General features: G+C 39.9%; 20 protein-coding genes and 1 pseudogene. 19 read left to right on the top strand and 2 right to left on the bottom strand.

What is annotated here, in order from left to right; genetic code table 11:
- The 3 genes from DXB39_RS14980 to DXB39_RS10335 form a co-directional block, all read left to right on the top strand.
- Nucleotides 1-393, top strand: a 393-nt coding sequence (locus DXB39_RS14980; RefSeq protein WP_207661239.1) for a hypothetical protein, incomplete at its 5' end; no start/stop codon positions are given.
- A gap of 55 nt (nt 394-448) precedes the next feature.
- A complete protein-coding gene (locus tag DXB39_RS10340; protein WP_117841757.1) occupies nt 449-718 on the top strand; it encodes a hypothetical protein in 270 nt (89 codons plus the stop codon).
- 26 nt (nt 719-744) lie between these two features.
- Nucleotides 745-1,224 (top strand): hypothetical protein, encoded by a 480-nt coding sequence (locus DXB39_RS10335; protein WP_199534303.1) that lies wholly within the window; start codon nt 745-747, stop codon nt 1,222-1,224.
- A gap of 74 nt (nt 1,225-1,298) precedes the next feature.
- Here the strand turns inward: DXB39_RS10335 and DXB39_RS15330 are convergent.
- A pseudogene (locus DXB39_RS15330) lies at nt 1,299-1,481 on the bottom strand (IS481 family transposase); the annotation flags it as partial.
- A 330-nt stretch (nt 1,482-1,811) separates the two neighbouring features.
- Here DXB39_RS15330 and DXB39_RS10325 point away from each other — a divergent pair.
- The 15 genes from DXB39_RS10325 (at nt 1,812) to ilvN (ending at nt 16,578) form a co-directional block, all read left to right on the top strand.
- Nucleotides 1,812-2,549: a DUF6577 family protein gene (locus DXB39_RS10325; protein ID WP_117698008.1), complete on the top strand. Its 738-nt coding sequence runs from the start codon at nt 1,812-1,814 to the stop codon at nt 2,547-2,549.
- Between the two features lie 6 nt (nt 2,550-2,555).
- On the top strand, nt 2,556-3,593 hold the full coding sequence (locus DXB39_RS10320; RefSeq protein WP_117698009.1) for a nucleotidyl transferase AbiEii/AbiGii toxin family protein: 1,038 nt from the start codon (nt 2,556-2,558) through the stop codon (nt 3,591-3,593).
- Between the two features lie 127 nt (nt 3,594-3,720).
- Nucleotides 3,721-4,281: an RNA polymerase sigma factor gene (locus DXB39_RS10315; protein WP_022243687.1), complete on the top strand. Its 561-nt coding sequence runs from the start codon at nt 3,721-3,723 to the stop codon at nt 4,279-4,281.
- Complete coding sequence (locus DXB39_RS10310) at nt 4,278-4,970, top strand: hypothetical protein (protein WP_117841758.1); 693 nt, start codon at nt 4,278-4,280, stop codon at nt 4,968-4,970. Before DXB39_RS10315 ends, DXB39_RS10310 begins: the two co-directional genes overlap by 4 nt.
- 423 nt (nt 4,971-5,393) lie before the next feature.
- The gene (locus tag DXB39_RS10300) at nt 5,394-5,828 is read left to right on the top strand and encodes a hypothetical protein (protein ID WP_227710007.1); all 435 of its coding nucleotides are present in this window, start codon (nt 5,394-5,396) and stop codon (nt 5,826-5,828) included.
- Nucleotides 5,829-6,263: 435 nt separating this feature from the next.
- On the top strand, nt 6,264-7,625 hold the full coding sequence (locus DXB39_RS10295; protein WP_117698012.1) for an MATE family efflux transporter: 1,362 nt from the start codon (nt 6,264-6,266) through the stop codon (nt 7,623-7,625).
- A gap of 53 nt (nt 7,626-7,678) precedes the next feature.
- Nucleotides 7,679-8,164 (top strand): NUDIX hydrolase, encoded by a 486-nt coding sequence (locus tag DXB39_RS10290; protein WP_117698013.1) that lies wholly within the window; start codon nt 7,679-7,681, stop codon nt 8,162-8,164.
- Nucleotides 8,165-8,450: 286 nt separating this feature from the next.
- Nucleotides 8,451-9,476 carry a phosphoribosylformylglycinamidine cyclo-ligase gene (gene purM / locus DXB39_RS10285; RefSeq protein WP_022243386.1) on the top strand — a complete coding sequence of 342 codons (1,026 nt, stop codon included), beginning with the start codon at nt 8,451-8,453 and terminating at the stop codon, nt 9,474-9,476.
- On the top strand, nt 9,470-10,105 hold the full coding sequence (purN, locus tag DXB39_RS10280; protein ID WP_117841759.1) for a phosphoribosylglycinamide formyltransferase: 636 nt from the start codon (nt 9,470-9,472) through the stop codon (nt 10,103-10,105). The genes purM and purN overlap by 7 nt, the downstream gene beginning before the upstream one ends.
- A gap of 83 nt (nt 10,106-10,188) precedes the next feature.
- Nucleotides 10,189-11,463, top strand: a complete 1,275-nt coding sequence (purD, locus tag DXB39_RS10275) for a phosphoribosylamine--glycine ligase (protein WP_117841760.1) — start codon at nt 10,189-10,191, stop codon at nt 11,461-11,463.
- Nucleotides 11,464-11,992: 529 nt separating this feature from the next.
- Complete coding sequence (gene thyA, locus DXB39_RS10270) at nt 11,993-12,841, top strand: thymidylate synthase (RefSeq protein WP_117698015.1); 849 nt, start codon at nt 11,993-11,995, stop codon at nt 12,839-12,841.
- An 18-nt stretch (nt 12,842-12,859) separates the two neighbouring features.
- Nucleotides 12,860-13,351 (top strand): dihydrofolate reductase, encoded by a 492-nt coding sequence (locus tag DXB39_RS10265; RefSeq protein WP_117841761.1) that lies wholly within the window; start codon nt 12,860-12,862, stop codon nt 13,349-13,351.
- 21 nt (nt 13,352-13,372) lie between these two features.
- Nucleotides 13,373-14,332, top strand: coding sequence for an AEC family transporter (locus tag DXB39_RS10260; RefSeq protein ID WP_117841762.1), 960 nt, complete (start codon nt 13,373-13,375; stop codon nt 14,330-14,332).
- A 13-nt stretch (nt 14,333-14,345) separates the two neighbouring features.
- Nucleotides 14,346-16,067, top strand: coding sequence for a biosynthetic-type acetolactate synthase large subunit (gene ilvB / locus DXB39_RS10255; protein WP_117841763.1), 1,722 nt, complete (start codon nt 14,346-14,348; stop codon nt 16,065-16,067).
- Between the two features lie 13 nt (nt 16,068-16,080).
- Nucleotides 16,081-16,578, top strand: a complete 498-nt coding sequence (gene ilvN / locus DXB39_RS10250; protein WP_117841764.1) for an acetolactate synthase small subunit — start codon at nt 16,081-16,083, stop codon at nt 16,576-16,578.
- A gap of 51 nt (nt 16,579-16,629) precedes the next feature.
- Here the strand turns inward: ilvN and DXB39_RS10245 are convergent, their stop codons facing one another.
- A complete protein-coding gene (locus DXB39_RS10245) occupies nt 16,630-17,673 on the bottom strand; it encodes a DUF6709 family protein (RefSeq protein ID WP_022243394.1) in 1,044 nt (347 codons plus the stop codon).
- Nucleotides 17,674-17,808: 135 nt separating this feature from the next.
- Here DXB39_RS10245 and DXB39_RS10240 point away from each other — a divergent pair, with 135 nt between their 5' ends.
- On the top strand, nt 17,809-18,558 hold the full coding sequence (locus DXB39_RS10240) for a class I SAM-dependent DNA methyltransferase (protein ID WP_117698017.1): 750 nt from the start codon (nt 17,809-17,811) through the stop codon (nt 18,556-18,558).
- The last annotated feature ends 8 nt before the right edge of the window (nt 18,559-18,566 follow it).

Here is an 18,566-nt window from a genome sequence, read left to right as displayed (position 1 = left end):
GGGTTTAGACTTTGCACCCTTATTTCTGCCATCAGTAGGTATAATCTCACCAGTATTGGAATCAAGTTTGCCGATGAGAGTACGTTTGGCTCTGGAACATTTTTTTCCTTTGTCGTAGTAAGATTTAGAGTCATAAACATAGGTAATACCAGATCTTTTATCGAATTGTTTTATGATAGCTATAAAAAACACCTCCTTAGTGGTTATGAGTTTGTTATAACACATAACACTATGAAATGCAAGAAAAAATGGCAGAAAACCGCCATTTTTCAAGGATTTTTAAGTGTTTTTATAAATGAAATGTGGTTACGTGATAGGACTTCTGGCTGGGGTCTGAACAGTAACAAAAGAACAAAGATTCGATATACAAGGGATGATTATAGGACAACATAAGTAGTACTATATAATCAGAAAGAAACAAATAACCTTGATTACAGGAGGTATGGCAATGAGAAATTGGATGGATTTAAATGGCGATGGAGAAATAGATAGCTCAGAAATGATGTTTGCAGGAGAAATGCTTTGCACTAGCAGGGAAGAACATGAAGCATTATTTGGAGATGCCGGAGACTTCGAGGATGACGCAAAGGATGATTTTGAGATTGATGCAATGGCAGCAGGACTTGATGTTGATGAATTAGAACTTATGGATCCTGATGACAGGGCAGAGGCATTGGAAGAAGCAGGGTTAGACCCGGATGATTATGATTTTGACTGAGTTTTTTGCAAGGGAGGCAGATTTGTATGAGAAAGAATTCATTTGGACAGGGACTGGCAATATTCCTTGTAATAATAGGCGTTCTGTTTGTAATAGGTTCCATAGGTGAAGCAAGTGAGCCTAAGTGCATTAAGGCAGGATGTGATAATAAGCAGGCAAGTGGAAGCAGCTATTGTTATTTGCATAAACCATATACGGGAAGCAGTACATCCCATAGCAGTTCATCATATAGCAATAAATCGTCTGGCAGTACTTCTAAGAGCAGTACAAGTAACTCTGGTTCAAGTAGCAGTTACAATAATAAATCAAATTCTACAAACAAGTCATCATATAGCAGTGGTACAAAGAAAAGTACTACGACAAAGAAGAGTACATATGACTCTTATGATGATGGCTATGATGATATCTATATGGATGACGATTATGACTATGACAGATATGACAGGGACAGCGATTATGCAGATGGTGTAGATGATGCAATGGATGAGTATGGAGAAGATTGGTAATGCTGACAAAGTTTTACGGAAAGGAGACCACTATGGAAGAACTTTATTTTACCATCAGGAGTTTTCAGTTAAGAACCAATACTTGAATCACCACACCATACTTCATTTATGTGAGGTCTTTCATAGCGGCGCATATCCTGATTGCTGGTTGTTTTGAGCTTAAGAGCCAGGAGATTAATATATCTGTTAACCGTGGATTCAGATACATCCCCTTTTTTGATGCTTCCGTTTTCATGAAGCTGTCTGTAGATAGCAGAAAGTCTGATGATGTTATCGTTCCAAGCGTACCTAAAACCGGAAAGGCAAGGTAAGTGCTTATGACAGATAAAGAGAAAAGGTACTGGGCATATTTTCTGAATGGAGGGCGATTCATCTTATGGTGGATTGCTCTTTTTGTCGTTTTGCTTGAAAAAGTAAAAAAATTCCAGGTATATTTTTTTGAGAAAAGCAAAATATATTAATGGCACTAAAATAATAATAGTGCCGAAAAAATATTGACAAATATGAAAAGAGATATTACGCTATTCATATATTTCCGGCACTTGGCTGGGTGAAGTGCCGGAAAAATAATTGGAGGTGATATCACGATGACTGAAGAAATTTATTTCAGGGGTGTTCATAATGTGACGGAATTTACGCGCAATGAATTATTCGTCTCTTTTCGTCAGGGAGGATATCAATTAAGTGAAGCTTCGTTCTACAAAAAGGTTGAAGATATGGTCAATGATGGTGAGATAGTAAGGGTGGGACGTAATCATTATTGTTTGCCGAATGATAAGCGGCAGGTGTACCGTCATGACTATTCGGAATTGGCGGAAGAAGTGGCATTGCAACTAGAGGAACAATATCCATATTTGAATTTTACAATATTTGAATTTGTTCAAATGAATGATTTCGTAAATCATTTAGTGGCTCATAATGTTATATTCCTATCAGTAGAATCAGATATTATGGAATTTGTTTTTGATACATTAAAGGAGAAATATCCTGGAAAAGTGCTTATCAATCCAACGGCAGATATCTACCATCAGTATTGGTCGGATAACATGATTGTAATTGTAAAGCTTATAACAGAAGCACCAAAAGGACAGGAAAAATCGTGGCATACAAGATTGGAGAAGCTATTAGTAGACATTATGTCAGAACCGTTACTTCTGGCATCTATAAGTGAGTCAGAATATCCGGGTGTATATATGGATGCTTTTGCAAGATACTATATTGATGAAAATTGTTTGTTTCGATATGCAAATCGAAGAAAGAGCGCAAAGAAAATAAAGAAACTGCTACATGATAAAACGGATATTATATTAAAAACAAAGGAATAGGTGCAAATGCTTTTGAAAGAAAATTTTAGTGAGGAATATATTCGCAGTCTACAAAAGGACAGCAAGAGAGATCCGGTGCTTTTAGAACGTACTGTATATGCTTTTGGACTTCTTGAAGCTTTGGCAAGGGTGAGGATGCCATTTATTTTTAAAGGTGGTACCTGCCTTATGATGCTAATGGATAAGCCACGTCGATTATCTACAGATATTGATATTATTGTGGAACCAGGGACTGATTTGGATGATTACTTAGAAAAAGCATCTGCTATATTTCCATTTCAGATGGTGGAAGAACAGAAGAGAGTCGGAAAAAACAATATAGAAAAGCGGCATTTTAAATTTACTTATGATTCACCAATTAACAATAAACAATTTTATATATTATTGGATGTGCTATTTGAAAATAATCATTATGCAGAAGTTGAGACAAAGGAAATAAGAAATGATTTACTACTGACGGAAGAAGAGTATCTAACAGTTAAAATTCCGAGTGCAGATTGTATTCTTGCAGATAAACTGACTGCATTTGCTCCTCATACGACAGGTGTCGAACTTAATAAAGGTAAGGATATGGAAGTAATGAAGCAGCTTTATGACGTGTGTTCTTTAATAGAGGTTTTTAAAGAATGCGATGTTGTAAAGCGTACATATGAACCGATTGCGTTGGCGGAGATTGCATACCGTGGAATAAATGCAACACCAACGGACTGCTTATGGGATAGCTTTGAGTCAGCTTTATGTATTGCGTCACGAGGCAAGGTCGGAGCAGAGGAGTATCCGATATATGTTAAAGGTATACGTGACTTACGTGGACATATTTATGCAGAAAACTATAGTCCGGAAATTGCAGCAGGGAGAGCAACCATGGTTATGTACATGGTAATGTGTTTGTTGACAGATACAGAGTTTGAAAAGGTGAGGGACTTCCGGGAATATGCCAATCATAAATTAGTGCATGAAAAGTTATTGACTCTTCGTTACTTGAAAAAGGCAAATCCAGAGGCCTATGCTTATGTGGTGAAGACTGATGAGATAATGAAATAAAATGATACTTGAAGAATTAATATCAAAAGCTAATCTTTGAATAAATATTTTTTGAATTTAAGTGACTCTTGACACATTTTCCCCGTCTATTAGGGTGAAAGGCCTTAATACAAAGGAGGAGAAGCCTATGGATGATAAACAGATATTAGATTTATATTGGGAGCGCTCCGAAGCTGCTATATCCGAAACTTCAAAAAAATACGGAAAGTATTGCAGATACATAGCCTTTAATATTCTTCACAATGACGAAGACAGCGAGGAATGTGTAAATGATACTTATTTAAGAGCTTGGAACAGCATACCGCCTAACCGTCCATCTGTTCTAAAAACTTTTTTAGGGAAGATTACTCGCAACTTATCTTTGGACAGGTACGAACTGCTCAATGCAAAGAAACGTAATGGCGGGCAAATGCCATTGATTTTTGATGAAATACAAGAGTGCATACCATCGTTGGATAGTACAGAAAACATTGTTGAAGAAATTGCTCTAACGGATATTCTCAACCGCTTTCTTTCTTCCCTGTCATTAGAACAGCGAAAAATCTTTATGAGAAGATATTGGTATTTATCGCCCATTAAAGAAATTGCAACGGAATATGGTATGAGCGAGAGCAAAATCAAGATGTCATTATTTCGTTCAAGGAACGAACTCAAAAAATTGTTAGAGAAAGAAGGTATCTCTGTATGAAAGAAAAGAAACTTTTAAGGGCATTGGGAAATGTCGATAATCAGTATATTAAAGAAGCTGAACCTATGAAAAAAACAAGTAAAATAACTAATCGGCAAAAATGGGTGTCTGTTGCTGCTTGCTTCGTACTCGTTGCTGTGATTGGAGTGGGAGTTTTTCAAAGCAAACTGTTTGGTACAAAAAACGATATTGCCACGCTGGATAGTGGAGAAACAATTACTTTTGTTAAAAATGACTTATCACAATCTTCAATTGACTTAAATGTAACAACAAGACCTTTGAGCGATGCTGAAATTGAAATGCTTTTTGCAGACTTGCCTGTTACCGCAGATGCTTACTTTGATGCTGACAATCATAATATTCTGGGTTTTGAGGGAAAAATTGGTGATACAAGAATGGTAGTTTCTAAACAGGGTGTAAATCTATTAGATACTATCATTGATGGAAATACAATCACTTCAAGTGTAGACGGCGTTGATATCAATGCAGGATATTTCGTAACAAAGTCAAATAGTCAAGGTATCAAAACCGTAATATATTATGCAACCTTTGATATGGGAGAGAACACTATTTATGTAGAGTATTCTGGCACTGAAAATGAAAGTGAAACTGTAAAGAACAACTTGGTAGACACAATTTTGCAGTTGATTGAGAACGGTGCATTTGATTTGAGTCAAATCCAAGAATAATCTGCAAATTTCATATACTAAGAACTTGATGTAACGCCTATACCCTTAAAAATATTTGGCTTCGGTATGCTGTATTGTGTGGTGTATCTTCCTTCTTAAGATGGCACATTATTTCTTTGCTGTGGTTACAAATGCACCAATTACATATTATGGAACGGTGTGCATTGTGCTGCTTGGATTAATGTGGAGTATAGTCATGGAATTGAAGCAGGAATTAAAAGAAGACCTTTTGGGGTTTCCACAGGAACATTGGCTTGTTCCGTGTTCTAATAGTTCAAGATATAACAAGGTGTTTCGTTTTATATGGTTAGTAGGCGTCGTTTTAAGAACGATATTTTTATTAATGATTAAAAGGGGGATGAGTCTTTGATAAAAGTTATATTTTATTTTTTGCTTGTAAGTATAGGAGCAGGTTTGGTGCAGATGAAAATACCGCTGTTTGGTGGTCATGGCAAGCGGTGGGAAGAACAAAATTATGCACAGCGGTTTGGCGGTATCTTTTTTCCGGCATTCATTGCGCTTGTAGTTATCTTTTTATTTAATGAGTATAAGACGGCTCAATTACCCACTTTGAATGAAGAAATGCTGATGAATGGAGCGGAGTATTGTTTGGTAACTGATCTGAATGAGATAGGAGATGCGGATTATGCTTATGAGATAAAAAGCGGAAGCTCACAAGAGGAGATTTGTGGAATTATATCAAGTATATGTATAGACTTAAAAAGGGAAGATGATTTGGTAAATGCCAGATATGAAAACGGAGAATATATTATCATCAGCAATGGCATAACAATAGGACGGGCTGTCATAAATGACAAAGCAACAACAGATTTGTTGAAAATATACTTTTGCGACTAACAGTGGATGAGCGTTTCTGTGTAACTTTAGGCGAGAATATCAAAAAATTTTCGTTCTGTTCACATTAACTGCTATATATTCGTTGAAGAATTTGCTATAAAATAAGTGGTTAAGGATACCTGTTAGCCCATAACACGAAAGGCGATGTTATGTATGCGTATGTAAGCTCAGTAACAATTCTGTCTTTCTGCTAACGACAAGGCTTCCTATGACGTGACGTAGATTATAAAAGATATTAAAGAATGGATTACATCATGGAACGAGTAGTACAATTTTTAAAAGAAGCAAGACAGTCTATGCTTGATGCCTATCCTTCTTTAACTATGGAAAAGTAAGAGGATTGCGTGATGTAATAGATTATCGTACAATGGATTATTATCAAAGAAGATATATGGCAGGAAAGGAACAGCAAACCAACCAAAGTGAAATAAAATTATGAGCAGTAAAGCAGAAAGCAGAAGAAAAAGTATCGGGATGACATCCGGCTCTTTATGGAAGAACATCTTCCTCTTTAGCATACCGTTGATGTGTTCTCAGATATTAGAAGTATTATTTAATTTAAGTGACGTAGCAATTGTAGGAAAATATGCAGGATATATCCCCCTTGGGTCGGTTGGCTCGACCACGCTGTTGGTGTCCTTATTTACCGGCTTCCTGATTGGAATGGGTGGCGGTGTTAATGTAAGGGTAGCGCATAAACTGGGCGTAGGCGATGCGAAGGGAACGGAAGAAACCGTGCACACGGCGGCATTGATTTGTCTGGTGGCAGGACTTATACTGTGCCTGATATGTAATATATTTGCGGAGCCATTTTTAAACATTTTACATACAAAATCAGAGTTTATGGATGGCGCAGTACTATATTTTCGGATTTATGCACTGGGGCTTCCGGCACTTGCAATTTACAATTTTGGAAATGGTGTTTTAAGTGCATCCGGCGAGACGAAGCTTCCACTTATTTATCTGAGTATTGCCGGTGTGTTAAATGTGTTATTAAATCTTTTCTTTGTTATCCAGTGTAATATGGCAGCAGGCGGAGTGGCAATTGCCAGCGTTATTGCTCAGTATGTGTCAGCTATTTTGGTGGTTTCTCATCTGTGCCGGAGAAAGGATAGCTGCAGGCTTTACTTTTCCAGACTGCGTTTTCATAAGGAAGCGGCGAAAAGTGTGCTGATGCTTGGCGTTCCGGGCGGAATGCAGAATGCAATCTTTGCAATTGCAAATCTTTTTGTGCAGACCGGAGTCAACTCCTTTGATGCGGTTATGGTGTCCGGCAATTCAGCGGCAATCAATGCAGATACGCTGATTTTTAATATTATGACAGCATTTTATACGGCATGCGCCAGTTTCATGGGACAGAATATGGGGGCAGGAAACAGGGAACGCATGATAAAAAGTTACCGCATCAGTTTATTGTATTCGTTTCTGGCAGGCGTAATTTTTGGTGGGCTGCTGGTGGTTTTCGGAAGACAGTTCCTGTCTCTTTTTGCCAGCAAACCGGAGGTAATTGAAGCCGGAATGGAGCGGATTAAGATTATGGGATTTTCCTATGCACTTTCCGCATTTATGGACTGCACTATTGCGGCATCCCGCGGAATTGGAAAGAGCATTGTGCCGACCATTATTGTTATCATGGGCTCCTGCGTATTCCGTGTAATCTGGGTATATACAATTTTTGCATATTTTGGAACCATTGCATCCTTATATCTTTTGTATGCATTTTCCTGGTCGATTACAGCAATTGCCGAGATTATTTATTTCAAAGTATGCTTCCGGAAGCTTCGGATAGCGGCATAGAACCATAGAGTCATGGAAGAAAGTAAAAAAGAAAGCGGAAGAGAGAAAGAAAAATGGAAGAAAGACGTTCGGAAAATACAACGCTTTGCTATATAGAAAAGGAAAATTGCTACCTGATGATGCACCGGGTGAAGAAAAGCCATGATGTAAATAAAGATAAATGGGTTGGTGTTGGCGGTCATTTTGAAGCCGGAGAATCTCCGGAAGAATGCCTGCTTCGGGAAGTGAAAGAAGAAACCGGGCTTACCTTGGATTCTTATCGGCTGCGGGGCGTGGTCACTTTTGATTCCGATGCGTGGCCGACGGAGTATATGTTTCTATATACGGCAGATGAATTCTACGGTACGATGACCGAGTGCAACGAAGGAACACTGGAATGGGTGCCAAAGGAAGAAGTATATAATTTGCCTATCTGGGAAGGTGATAAGATATTTTTCCGGCTGTTAGAAGAGAGGGAGAGCTTCTTTTCACTGAAATTATCCTATCAGGGAGATACTTTGACCCATGCCATATTAGATGGGACAACCCGATTGAAATAAAAGTAAATTATAAGTAGAAATAAGCAACCAGATACCATTAATTAGAAAAACTAATTAGTGGTATTACTATATATAATTGGTCTTTATAAGCAAATGACGTTATAATGTAAGTAGCATTGAGCAGTGCCAGACCTTATAAGCAGTCCGTTGGGCTGCTGGCAGTCCAAACGGGCTGATTAAAAGGTCTGATAGGGCGAAAGCCCGTAGTATGGAAATGCGAAGCATTTCCATACTTGCACTGAAAAAATAAAGAGCAAGATAAAGAATAATTTCAGGAGGAAGAACAATGGATTACAAGAACGCAGGCGTGGATATTGAGGCAGGATATAAGTCCGTAGAACTGATGAAGGAGCATGTAAAGAAGACCATGCGTCCAGAGGTTCTTGGAGGGCTGGGCGGATTTTCCGGAGCATTTTCATTAGAGAAGATTAAAGAAATGGAAGAACCGGTACTGTTATCCGGAACAGATGGCTGTGGCACGAAAGTAAAGCTCGCCATGATTATGGACAAGCATGATACCATCGGTATTGATGCAGTAGCAATGTGTGTAAATGATATTGCCTGTGCAGGTGGAGAACCATTATTCTTCTTGGATTATATTGCATGTGGTAAGAATTATCCGGAGAAAATTGCAGCCATCGTAAAAGGTGTAGCAGAAGGCTGTCTTCAGTCTGATGCAGCATTAATTGGTGGAGAGACTGCAGAGCATCCGGGTCTGATGGCAGAGGATGAATATGACCTGGCTGGATTTGCAGTAGGTGTATGTGATAAGAAAGATATGATTACCGGCGAGACCCTGGCAGACGGTGATGTTCTGATTGGTATGGCATCAACCGGAGTACATTCCAATGGATTTTCACTGGTTCGTAAAATCTTTACTATGGATAAAGAAACCCTTGATACATACCATGAAGAACTGGGAACTACTTTGGGAGAAGCATTACTTGCACCAACCAGAATTTATGTAAAAGCACTGCGTGCCATCAAAGATGCCGGCATCCGTGTAAAAGCCTGCAGCCATATCACAGGCGGTGGTTTCTATGAAAATGTTCCACGTATGCTTCCGGAAGGAAAACATGCAGTGATTGAAAAGAACAGCTATCCGATTCCGCCAATCTTTACCCTGATGGCAAAAGAGGGAAATGTAGAAGAAAAAATGATGTACAATACCTACAACATGGGACTTGGTATGGTACTCGCAGTTGCACCGGAAGATGTAGATAAAACCATGGAAGCAATCAAATCTGCCGGAGACAAGCCATATGTTGTTGGTAAGATTGAAAACGGAGAAAAGGGTGTTACATTATGCTAAAAGTTGCAGTATTAGTATCCGGTGGTGGAACCAATCTTCAGGCAATTATCGATGCCATGGATAATGGAACCATTACCAATGCAAAGATAGAAGTGGTAATCAGTAATAATCCGAATGCCTATGCCTTAGAGCGTGCAAAAAAACATAATATCAAGGCACTTTGCATTTCTCCGAAATCTTATGAGAACCGGGCGGCATTCAATGCTGATTTCTTAGAAAAATTGAATGAATATAAAGTAGATTTGGTGGTGCTGGCAGGATTTTTGGTGGTAATTCCACCGGAAATGATTGCACAGTACCGCAACCGGATAATCAATATTCATCCATCCCTGATTCCATCTTTCTGTGGAACAGGCTTCTATGGATTAAAAGTCCACGAAGGAGCACTTTCCCGTGGAGTGAAGGTAACAGGAGCTACGGTGCATTTTGTGGATGAGGGAACAGATACCGGCCCAATCATTTTACAGAAAGCAGTTGCAGTTGAAGAGGATGATACGCCGGAGATTCTGCAGCGTCGTGTGATGGAACAGGCAGAGTGGAAAATTATGCCACAGGCAATTGATCTGATTGCCAATGGAAGAGTAAAGGTAGAAGATGGCAGGGTGAGAATTCTGCCAGAGACGAAGTAGAATTACCCGCATAAATAGAAAACCAGATAGTGTGTCATAAGTTGGTACACTAGCTGTTTTTTGCAGAAAACAGGAGGATTAACATGAACGTATTAGTAGTTGGAAGCGGCGGAAGAGAGCATGCAATTGTGACAAGCGTAGCAAAGAGCAGCCGTGTAGATAAGATTTACTGTGCACCGGGCAATGCCGGAATCGGACAGCTGGCAGAATGTGTGAACATTGGAGCCATGGAATTTGACAAGCTGGTAGCTTTTGCAAAGGAAAAAGAGATTGATTTTACCATTGTAGGAATGGATGATCCATTGGTCGGTGGAATTGTAGATGTATTTGAAGCAGAAGGATTAAAAGTATTCGGACCGAGAAAGAATGCTGCAATCTTAGAGGGATCCAAAGCATTTTCCAAAGATTTGATGAAGAAATATAACATTCCGACCGCAGGATATGAGACCTTTGATGACCCGAAAAAGGCATTGGAGTATCTGGAAACTGCAAAAATGCCAATCGTATTAAAGGCAGACGGACTGGCACTTGGTAAAGGTGTTCTGATTTGTAACACCTTAGAGGAAGCGAAAGCCGGAGTAAAAGAAATCATGGAAGATAAGAAATTTGGTTCTGCCGGCAACCATATGGTAATAGAAGAGTTCATGACAGGCCGTGAAGTATCCGTGCTTTCTTTCGTAGATGGCAAGACCATTAAGATTATGTCTTCCGCACAGGACCACAAACGTGCCAAAGATGGAGACCAGGGCTTAAATACCGGTGGAATGGGTAACTTCTCTCCAAGTCCTTTCTATACCAAAGAAGTAGATGATTTCTGTAAGAAATATATCTATCAGGCAACCGTAGATGCCATGGCAGCAGAAGGAAGACCATTTGTAGGTGTTATTTTCTTCGGTCTGATGCTGACAGAGGATGGACCAAAGGTATTAGAGTACAATGCCCGTTTTGGTGACCCGGAGGCTCAGGTAGTTCTTCCGAGAATGAAAAATGACATCATTGATGTAATGGAAGCCTGCGTAGACGGTAAATTAGATACCATTGATTTACAGTTTGAAGATAATGCAGCCGTATGCGTTGTTCTTGCATCTGACGGATATCCGGTGGCATATGAAAAAGGATTTGAAATCAAAGGCCTTGAGAACTTTGATGGCAAAGAAGGTTACTACTGTTTCCATGCCGGAACCAAGTTAAATGAGGAAGGAAAAATTGTAACTAACGGAGGCCGTGTACTTGGCATCACAGCCAAGGGAGCTACCTTAAAAGAAGCAAGAGCCAATGCTTATAAGGCAACGGAGTGGGTAGACTTCGAAAACAAGTATATGCGCCATGACATTGGAAAAGCCATAGATGAAGCATAAAGTTAAAAAATGATTTAACGAATCGACAAAATAGAAAGATAAGAAAAGTATCCGTAAAAAACAGAAAAATTTACGGGTACTTTTTCTATACTTAAAAATGCAATGCAATAAAGAGACGAGAATCAATGAAGAATTCTTGAAATTAAAACAAGACATAATAAATTTTGATAAAATAAAAACCAATCATACTACGATAATTCAATTCATATTAGAACAGACCGGTTCATATTGGGATAGACCAATTCTTCCGCCCATCCCCCAGTCCGGCATATTCCCTTCTTCTAAAAAATAATAAAATCAGAAAACAAATTAACATAAATCTTAAAAGAAAGATTTTAAGATTACATAATATATAAAATAATAAAAATTGATAAGACAACTTGCAGGAGAAAAAGAAAATGCACAAGCTGCAATCATAAATTTGTAATGTTAAATTTTCTACTCTTGCGCTTGGTGGGATTATCCGATACAATATTAATTTAGAATATACTCTAAACAGTGAAAAAACTAGCGCAGGAGGTGCCGCAGCATGAGTCTGGCAGATAAAATTTTTATCGATATGTGTCAGGATATATTGGACAACGGGGTAAGTACAGAAGGAGAAAAGGTCCGCCCACATTGGGAGGATGGAACCAGTGCTTATACAATTAAGAAATTTGGTGTGGTAAACAGGTATGATTTATCCAAAGAATTTCCGGCAATTACATTACGAAAGACAGCAATCAAGAGCTGTACCGATGAGATGTTATGGATCTGGCAGTTGAAGTCCAATAATGTCAATGACTTACACAGCCATGTCTGGGATGAATGGGCAGATGAGACAGGCTCCATTGGAAAAGCATATGGCTACCAGATGGGAGTAAAGCATAAATATAAGGAAGGAATGTTTGATCAGGTAGACCGTGTGATTTATGACCTTAAGAACAATCCTTTCAGCAGAAGAATCATGACCAACATATATGTACATCAGGATTTAAGTGAGATGCATCTTTATCCATGCGCATACAGCATGACCTTTAATGTAACTCAGAAGAAGGGGGACGATAAGCTGACTTTGAATGCAATTTTAAATCAGCGTTCCCAGGATATCTTAGCTGCCAATAACTGGAATGTCTGCCAGTATGCAGTACTGATGCATATGCTGGCACAGGTGTGCGATATGCGTGTGGGAGAGTTAGTGCATGTGATTGCAGATGCACATATTTATGACCGGCATATTCCTATTATAAAGGAACTGATTCAAAGACCGACGTATGACGCACCGACATTCTGGCTGAATCCGGATGTAAAGGATTTTTATGAATTTACCAGAAATGATGTACGTCTTGATAATTATGTGACAGGACCACAGATTCAGGATATTCCAATCGCAATATAAAAGGAGCAGGTGAAAGAGATGAATTTAATCGCAGCAGTAGATGCTAATTGGGCAATTGGCTATAAGAATAAATTACTGGTAAGCATTCCGGATGATATGAAATTTTTCCGTCAGACCACAACCGGGAAAGTGGTAGTCATGGGACGTAAGACCTTGGAAAGCTTTCCAAATGGACAGCCTCTTAAGAACCGTGTCAATATTGTACTGACCAGTGATAAGAATTATAAAGTGAAGGATGCCATTGTAGTGCATGATTTAGACGAACTGCATAAAGAGTTAGAGCAGTATAACAGTGAGGATGTCTATGTTATTGGCGGTGAAAGCATTTACCGTCAGCTTTTGGATGAGTGCGATGTAGCGCATATTACGAAGATTGACTATGCATATGATGCAGATGCCTATTTCCCGAATCTGGATGAAAAGGAAGAATGGCAGATTACAGAAGACAGTGATGAACAGACCTATTTTGATCTGGAGTATTACTTCTTAAAATATGAAAGAATAAGATAAGCAGAAAGAAACGTGTAAGAAATGAATAATCTTATTTTCAGTTTAAATACCACCATGCCAATCTTTCTTGTGATGGTAATCGGTTATATCTTAAAGCAGATTGGTATGCTCAATGATAATTTTGTGACGGTGGCGAATAAGTTTAATTTTAAGGTGACCTTGCCATTTATGTTATTTCGGGATATTTCTACGGTAAATATCCGGGAAATCTTTGATTTGAAATATGTGCTTTTCTGTGCACTGGCAAGTACCGCCTGTTTCTGGGTAATCTGGGGAGCCACAAAGCTTTTTGTAAAGGATAAATCCATCCGTGGTGCATTTGTGCAAAGCTCCTTCCGGAGCAGTGCCGCAGTCATGGGACTTGCCTTTATTGAAAATATTTATGGCAGTTCTGCCATGGGACCATTGATGATTATCGGGGCAGTGCCGCTTTATAATATCTTTTCTGTTATTGTACTGACCTTTGAAGCCAATGAAGAAGGAGCGGGAGAAGAGGCAGCACATGGTGGCAGAATCAAGAAAGCATTTCTTAACATATTAAAGAATCCGATTATCCTTGGAATTGCCTTTGGTATGGTGGCAGCATTATTGTCCCTTGATTTTCCTGCCATGGTAGATAAGACCATTGAGAATGTGGCAAAGATGGCAACACCACTGGCGTTGATTGCACTGGGTGCAGGCTTTGAGGGAAGAAAAGCCCTGGCAAAAATCAGACCGACCCTTGCAGCATCTGCAATCAAGCTTGTGATACAGCCGCTTTTATTACTTCCGGTGGCAGCAGCCTTGGGATTTACCGGAGAAAAAATGATTGCAATTCTGATTATGCTTGCATCACCAACTACACCAAGCTGCTATATTATGGCAAAGAACATGAAAAATGATGGCGTGCTGACAGCAAGTATTATTGTGACAACAACGCTTTTGGGAGCATTTACCTTAACTGGCTGGATTTTTATCCTTAAGACCATGGGATTGATATAGAGGAGGACGTTAGATGGATATTACAGGAAGAAAATTATTTGTAAAGGCGATGATGGAAGAAGACGTGGATACCATATTTGGCTATCCGGGCGGAATGGTCACCGACCTTTTTGATGAATTATATAAACAGGATGATATTCACCTGGTGCTTCCCAGACATGAGCAGGGACTGATTCATGAGGCAGAAGGATATGCGAGAGCTACCGGAAAGCCAGGCGTATGCCTGGTAACCAGCGGACCGGGTGCCACCAATATTATTACAGGACTCGCAGATGCGCATTTTGACAGTATTCCGCTTGTCTGCATTACCGGTCAGGTGCCACTTCCGTTGATTGGAAATGATGCCTTTCAGGAGGTTGATATTGTAGGAATGACCCGTTCCATAACAAAATACGGCGTAACCGTTCGGGACAGAAAAGATTTGGGAAAAATAATCCGCATGGCATTTCACATTGCAACCACCGGAAAACCGGGACCGGTTCTTGTGGATATTCCAAAGGATATCCAGTTAGAGAGTGGACCATCCGATTATCCAAAGAGTGTGCAGATTCGTGGTTACAAGCCAAATGAAGGCGTACATATCGGACAGTTGAAAAAGGCATATAAGCTTTTAAAGAGTGCCAAGAAACCATTGATTCTTGCCGGAGGCGGAATCAACATTGCCCGTGCCAATGATATTTTTGATGAATTTGTTACTAAAATGCAGGTGCCGGTTGTTACCACCATTATGGGAAAAGGAGCCATTGGCACATCCAATCCTTATTATATGGGAAACTGCGGTATGCATGGAAGATATGCAGCCAATATGGCAGTTTCTGAGTGTGATGTATTATTCTCCATCGGAACAAGATTCAATGACCGCATTACCGGCGATTTGAATGAGTTTGCACCAAAGGCAAAAATTGTTCATGTGGATGTGGATACAGCATCCATTTCCAGAAACGTTGTGGTGGATGTACCGGTAGTAGCAGATGCAAGAACCGCACTGGAAAAATTATCAGAGTGGGCAGAACCGAAGAAAACAACAGCCTGGATAGCCCGCATTGAGGAATGGAACAAAGAAAATCCTCTGGAAATGCGAAGAGATAAGGGACTTTCCCCACAGATGATTATGGAAGGAATCAATGAGCATTTCAAAGGAGCCATTATTGCAACAGATGTTGGGCAGCATCAGATGTGGGCAACCCAGTATCTTGAGATGGAACGTGGCGGAACCTTTATTACATCAGGGGGCCTTGGAACAATGGGCTTTGGATTCCCGGCAGCAGTCGGAGCAAAAATCGGCTGTCCGGAAAAAGAGGTTATCTGTATCACCGGAGATGGTGGATTCCAGATGAATATGCAGGAAATGGCAACTGCAGTATGCCAGGATGCACCGGTAATTGTCTGCATTTTAAATAATTTTTATCTTGGCATGGTTCGCCAGCAGCAGCAGCTTTTCTACGGAAAACGTTATTCTGCAACCTGCCTGCGTCAGCATAAGGAATGTCCGAGCAACTGTAAGGGACCGGGAAAAGACTGCCCGGTATATGAACCGGATTTTGTGAAATGGGCAGAAAGCTATGGTGCAAAGGGTATTCGTGTAATGAATACCGAAGAAATGAATGCAGCCTTCGAAGAGGCAAAGAAGAATAAAAAGACTTCTACCGTAATAGAATTTATGATTGCAACAGAGGACATTGTACTTCCGATGGTTAAGAGTGGAACTGCAATGAGCCAGATGATTTTGAAATAGGAGGAACGTTGGTATGAAAAACAGATGGATTGCATTATATGTAGAAAACCAGGTTGGTGTACTGGCGAAGGTTTCCGGACTTTTTTCCGGCAAATCCTATAACCTCCAGAGTCTTACCGTAGGAACCACGGAAGATGAGAGTATGTCCCGTATGACAATCTGTGTAACCAGTGATGATATTACATTTGAACAGATTAAGAAGCAGTTAAACAGTATGGTAGAGGTCATTAAGGTAATTGATTTAACCAATGTACCAATCCATATGAAAGAGATTCTTTTTGCAAAAGTGCTACATTGCAGCGTGGAAGATAAAGCGGAGGTATTTCAGATTGCAACAACCTTTAAAGTAGATGTGGCAGATATTGGGGAAGACAGCGTATTGTTAGAGTGCAAGCTGACAGAACGCCGCAACAATGAACTGATATCTCTTTTAAAACGCCGCTTCAGGACCATCGAAGTAGTGCGTGGCGGGGCAGTAGCCATTGAATCAATCAGCACATCCTGCCGGTAATGTTAAATACCGGGAATATGGGAAGTCCGTAATGCGGAATTCCCATATTTTTTATAATCTTTTTTTCAACAGTGCAATAAACTTCTCAAACTGCAATGGTGTTCCCTGAATTTCCTGTACCTTCAGGCGGTTCTTTTCGTTGAAGCCTACAAGAATATCATGATTTGCTTCTGCTAAGTAGTCGATGATACCGTCGATATCGGATTTTAAGTTCTTCGGACACTGGATGTATAAGTGCTTTTTCGCAGAGATACACAGCGTATAGGAGATACTGAAATGGTACCAGAAGAACTTGTGCAGGGTGGAATGTTTATAAAGCCAGATGATTTCCTGAATCGGAACAAAGGCAATTCCATCCGTAGAGATTTCAATAAAGAAATGCTCGGTAATAAACATATCTTCCGTAGCCAGCTGTGGCAGTGTCGCCAGTTCTTCTTCTGCCTGCATAAGAAGAGTCTTCGGAGAACCGAACCGGGCAAGCTGCTGACAGGGCGGTGACAGCCATGGAAAATGAATGTATACAAAATAACATATGATACTGAAAATGGCATAAAGTCCACTGCATGCAAAAAGCAGAATCAGAAAGATACTGAAGCCGTAACGGAAACCGGGTTCACTGATATAATAGGAGGAGCTTTCTCCGTAAATACCGCTGTCTGTCCAGTTCAAATCTGCAGCAATTTTAGAAAGCAGGGTATGGTAGGATTTGGTTGCGGTCTGGATTTTGGCATGAACGGTTACTTTGTTAATATTCGGAAGTCCCTCTTCGCTGGTCTTCGGAGAGAGCAGTACGATATTACAGCACCCATCCTGAATCGTATAGTAGTAATATCCATGGGTCTGCCCTAAGACTTCCTGTGTGTATCCGGTAAATTTTAAATCCGTCAGCGTAATACTGACATACCGGTCATTCTCTTTATATAATTTATCAAGAGAAGTTTTTTCGTTGATAACCTTCGGACTTAAGATGGTGCCGATGGGAAAGATAATCCAAAGAACAATCAACAGTATCATATATAGAATCGGCGAAAAAAGCTTATGCCGGTAAAGACTTTTGATGTGGTTGGATATATAGTGGTCTAATTGGTTTGTCATAATTCCTCCCAGTAGTGTTATGATTTTAAGTATAAAGTTTTAGGGAAAAATAATCAAGCCTTAGGGCGCGACTACTTGCTTTTATCAGGGAAAATTGTTAGTATTACAGAAGAATAGGACAGAAAGAGTGGTTGTGTGGAAGCATATACAGAATTTGCAACAGTTTATGATACATTTATGGACAATGTCCCTTACGAAGCATGGAAAAAATATCTGGTGGACATATTAAAAGCAGAGGGAATAAACGATGGCCTGCTTTTGGAACTTGGCTGTGGAACCGGAAGGATGACGAGACTTTTAGCGGCAGAAGGTTATGATATGATTGGGGTGGACAATTCCGAGGAAATGCTCTCGGTAGCCAGAGAATATACCATGGAAAATACAGAGATACTGTATCTTCTTCAGGATATGAGGGAGTTTGAATTGTATGGAACCATCCGGGCAGTAGTAAGTGTCTGCGATTCCATGAATTATATCATGTCAGAAGAGGATTTGAGACAGGTATTTTCCCTGGTCAATAATTATCTCGACCCGGGCGGAATCTTTATTTTCGATATGAATACCAGATATAAATATGAGGAACTCTTAGGAGACAACAGCTTCTGCGAGACCAGAGAGGACAGCAGCTTTATCTGGGAAAATTATTATGACCCGGAGGAACAGGTCAATCAGTATGATTTAACACTTTTTATCAAAGAAGAGGATGATTTGTTCCGGAGATATGAAGAAACACATTTTCAGCGGGCGTATGAGATAGAAACCGTACGAAAATTAATCGAAGAAGCCGGTATGAAATGGGAAGGTGTCTTTGATGTAGAGACGGGAAAAGAACCGACAGCCTGCAGTGAACGGATTTATATCATCGCAAGAGAACAGGGAAAATAAGAAGAAAG

The organism is Roseburia sp. OM03-7AC, from assembly GCF_003462625.1.
GTDB classification, from domain to species: Bacteria; Bacillota; Clostridia; order Lachnospirales; family Lachnospiraceae; genus Roseburia_C; species Roseburia_C amylophila.
Note: the sequence above shows the minus strand (reverse complement) of the source record. Positions and strands in the feature narration are given on the sequence as shown.

Coding starts and splice junctions, on each gene's coding strand:
- DXB39_RS10320 (WP_117698009.1), top strand. CDS start 2,556: ATGCTTTTGAAAGAAAATTTTAGTGAGGAATATATTCGCAGTCTACAA.
- DXB39_RS10290 (WP_117698013.1), top strand. CDS start 7,679: ATGGAAGAAAGACGTTCGGAAAATACAACGCTTTGCTATATAGAAAAG.
- DXB39_RS10315 (WP_022243687.1), top strand. CDS start 3,721: ATGGATGATAAACAGATATTAGATTTATATTGGGAGCGCTCCGAAGCT.
- purD (WP_117841760.1), top strand. CDS start 10,189: ATGAACGTATTAGTAGTTGGAAGCGGCGGAAGAGAGCATGCAATTGTG.
- DXB39_RS10300 (WP_227710007.1), top strand. CDS start 5,394: ATGAAAATACCGCTGTTTGGTGGTCATGGCAAGCGGTGGGAAGAACAA.
- DXB39_RS10265 (WP_117841761.1), top strand. CDS start 12,860: ATGAATTTAATCGCAGCAGTAGATGCTAATTGGGCAATTGGCTATAAG.
- DXB39_RS10325 (WP_117698008.1), top strand. CDS start 1,812: ATGACTGAAGAAATTTATTTCAGGGGTGTTCATAATGTGACGGAATTT.
- DXB39_RS10245 (WP_022243394.1), bottom strand. CDS start 17,673: ATGACAAACCAATTAGACCACTATATATCCAACCACATCAAAAGTCTT.
- ilvN (WP_117841764.1), top strand. CDS start 16,081: ATGAAAAACAGATGGATTGCATTATATGTAGAAAACCAGGTTGGTGTA.
- thyA (WP_117698015.1), top strand. CDS start 11,993: ATGAGTCTGGCAGATAAAATTTTTATCGATATGTGTCAGGATATATTG.
- ilvB (WP_117841763.1), top strand. CDS start 14,346: ATGGATATTACAGGAAGAAAATTATTTGTAAAGGCGATGATGGAAGAA.
- purM (WP_022243386.1), top strand. CDS start 8,451: ATGGATTACAAGAACGCAGGCGTGGATATTGAGGCAGGATATAAGTCC.
- purN (WP_117841759.1), top strand. CDS start 9,470: ATGCTAAAAGTTGCAGTATTAGTATCCGGTGGTGGAACCAATCTTCAG.
- DXB39_RS10340 (WP_117841757.1), top strand. CDS start 449: ATGAGAAATTGGATGGATTTAAATGGCGATGGAGAAATAGATAGCTCA.
- DXB39_RS10295 (WP_117698012.1), top strand. CDS start 6,264: ATGAGCAGTAAAGCAGAAAGCAGAAGAAAAAGTATCGGGATGACATCC.
- DXB39_RS10260 (WP_117841762.1), top strand. CDS start 13,373: ATGAATAATCTTATTTTCAGTTTAAATACCACCATGCCAATCTTTCTT.
- DXB39_RS10310 (WP_117841758.1), top strand. CDS start 4,278: ATGAAAGAAAAGAAACTTTTAAGGGCATTGGGAAATGTCGATAATCAG.
- DXB39_RS10335 (WP_199534303.1), top strand. CDS start 745: ATGAGAAAGAATTCATTTGGACAGGGACTGGCAATATTCCTTGTAATA.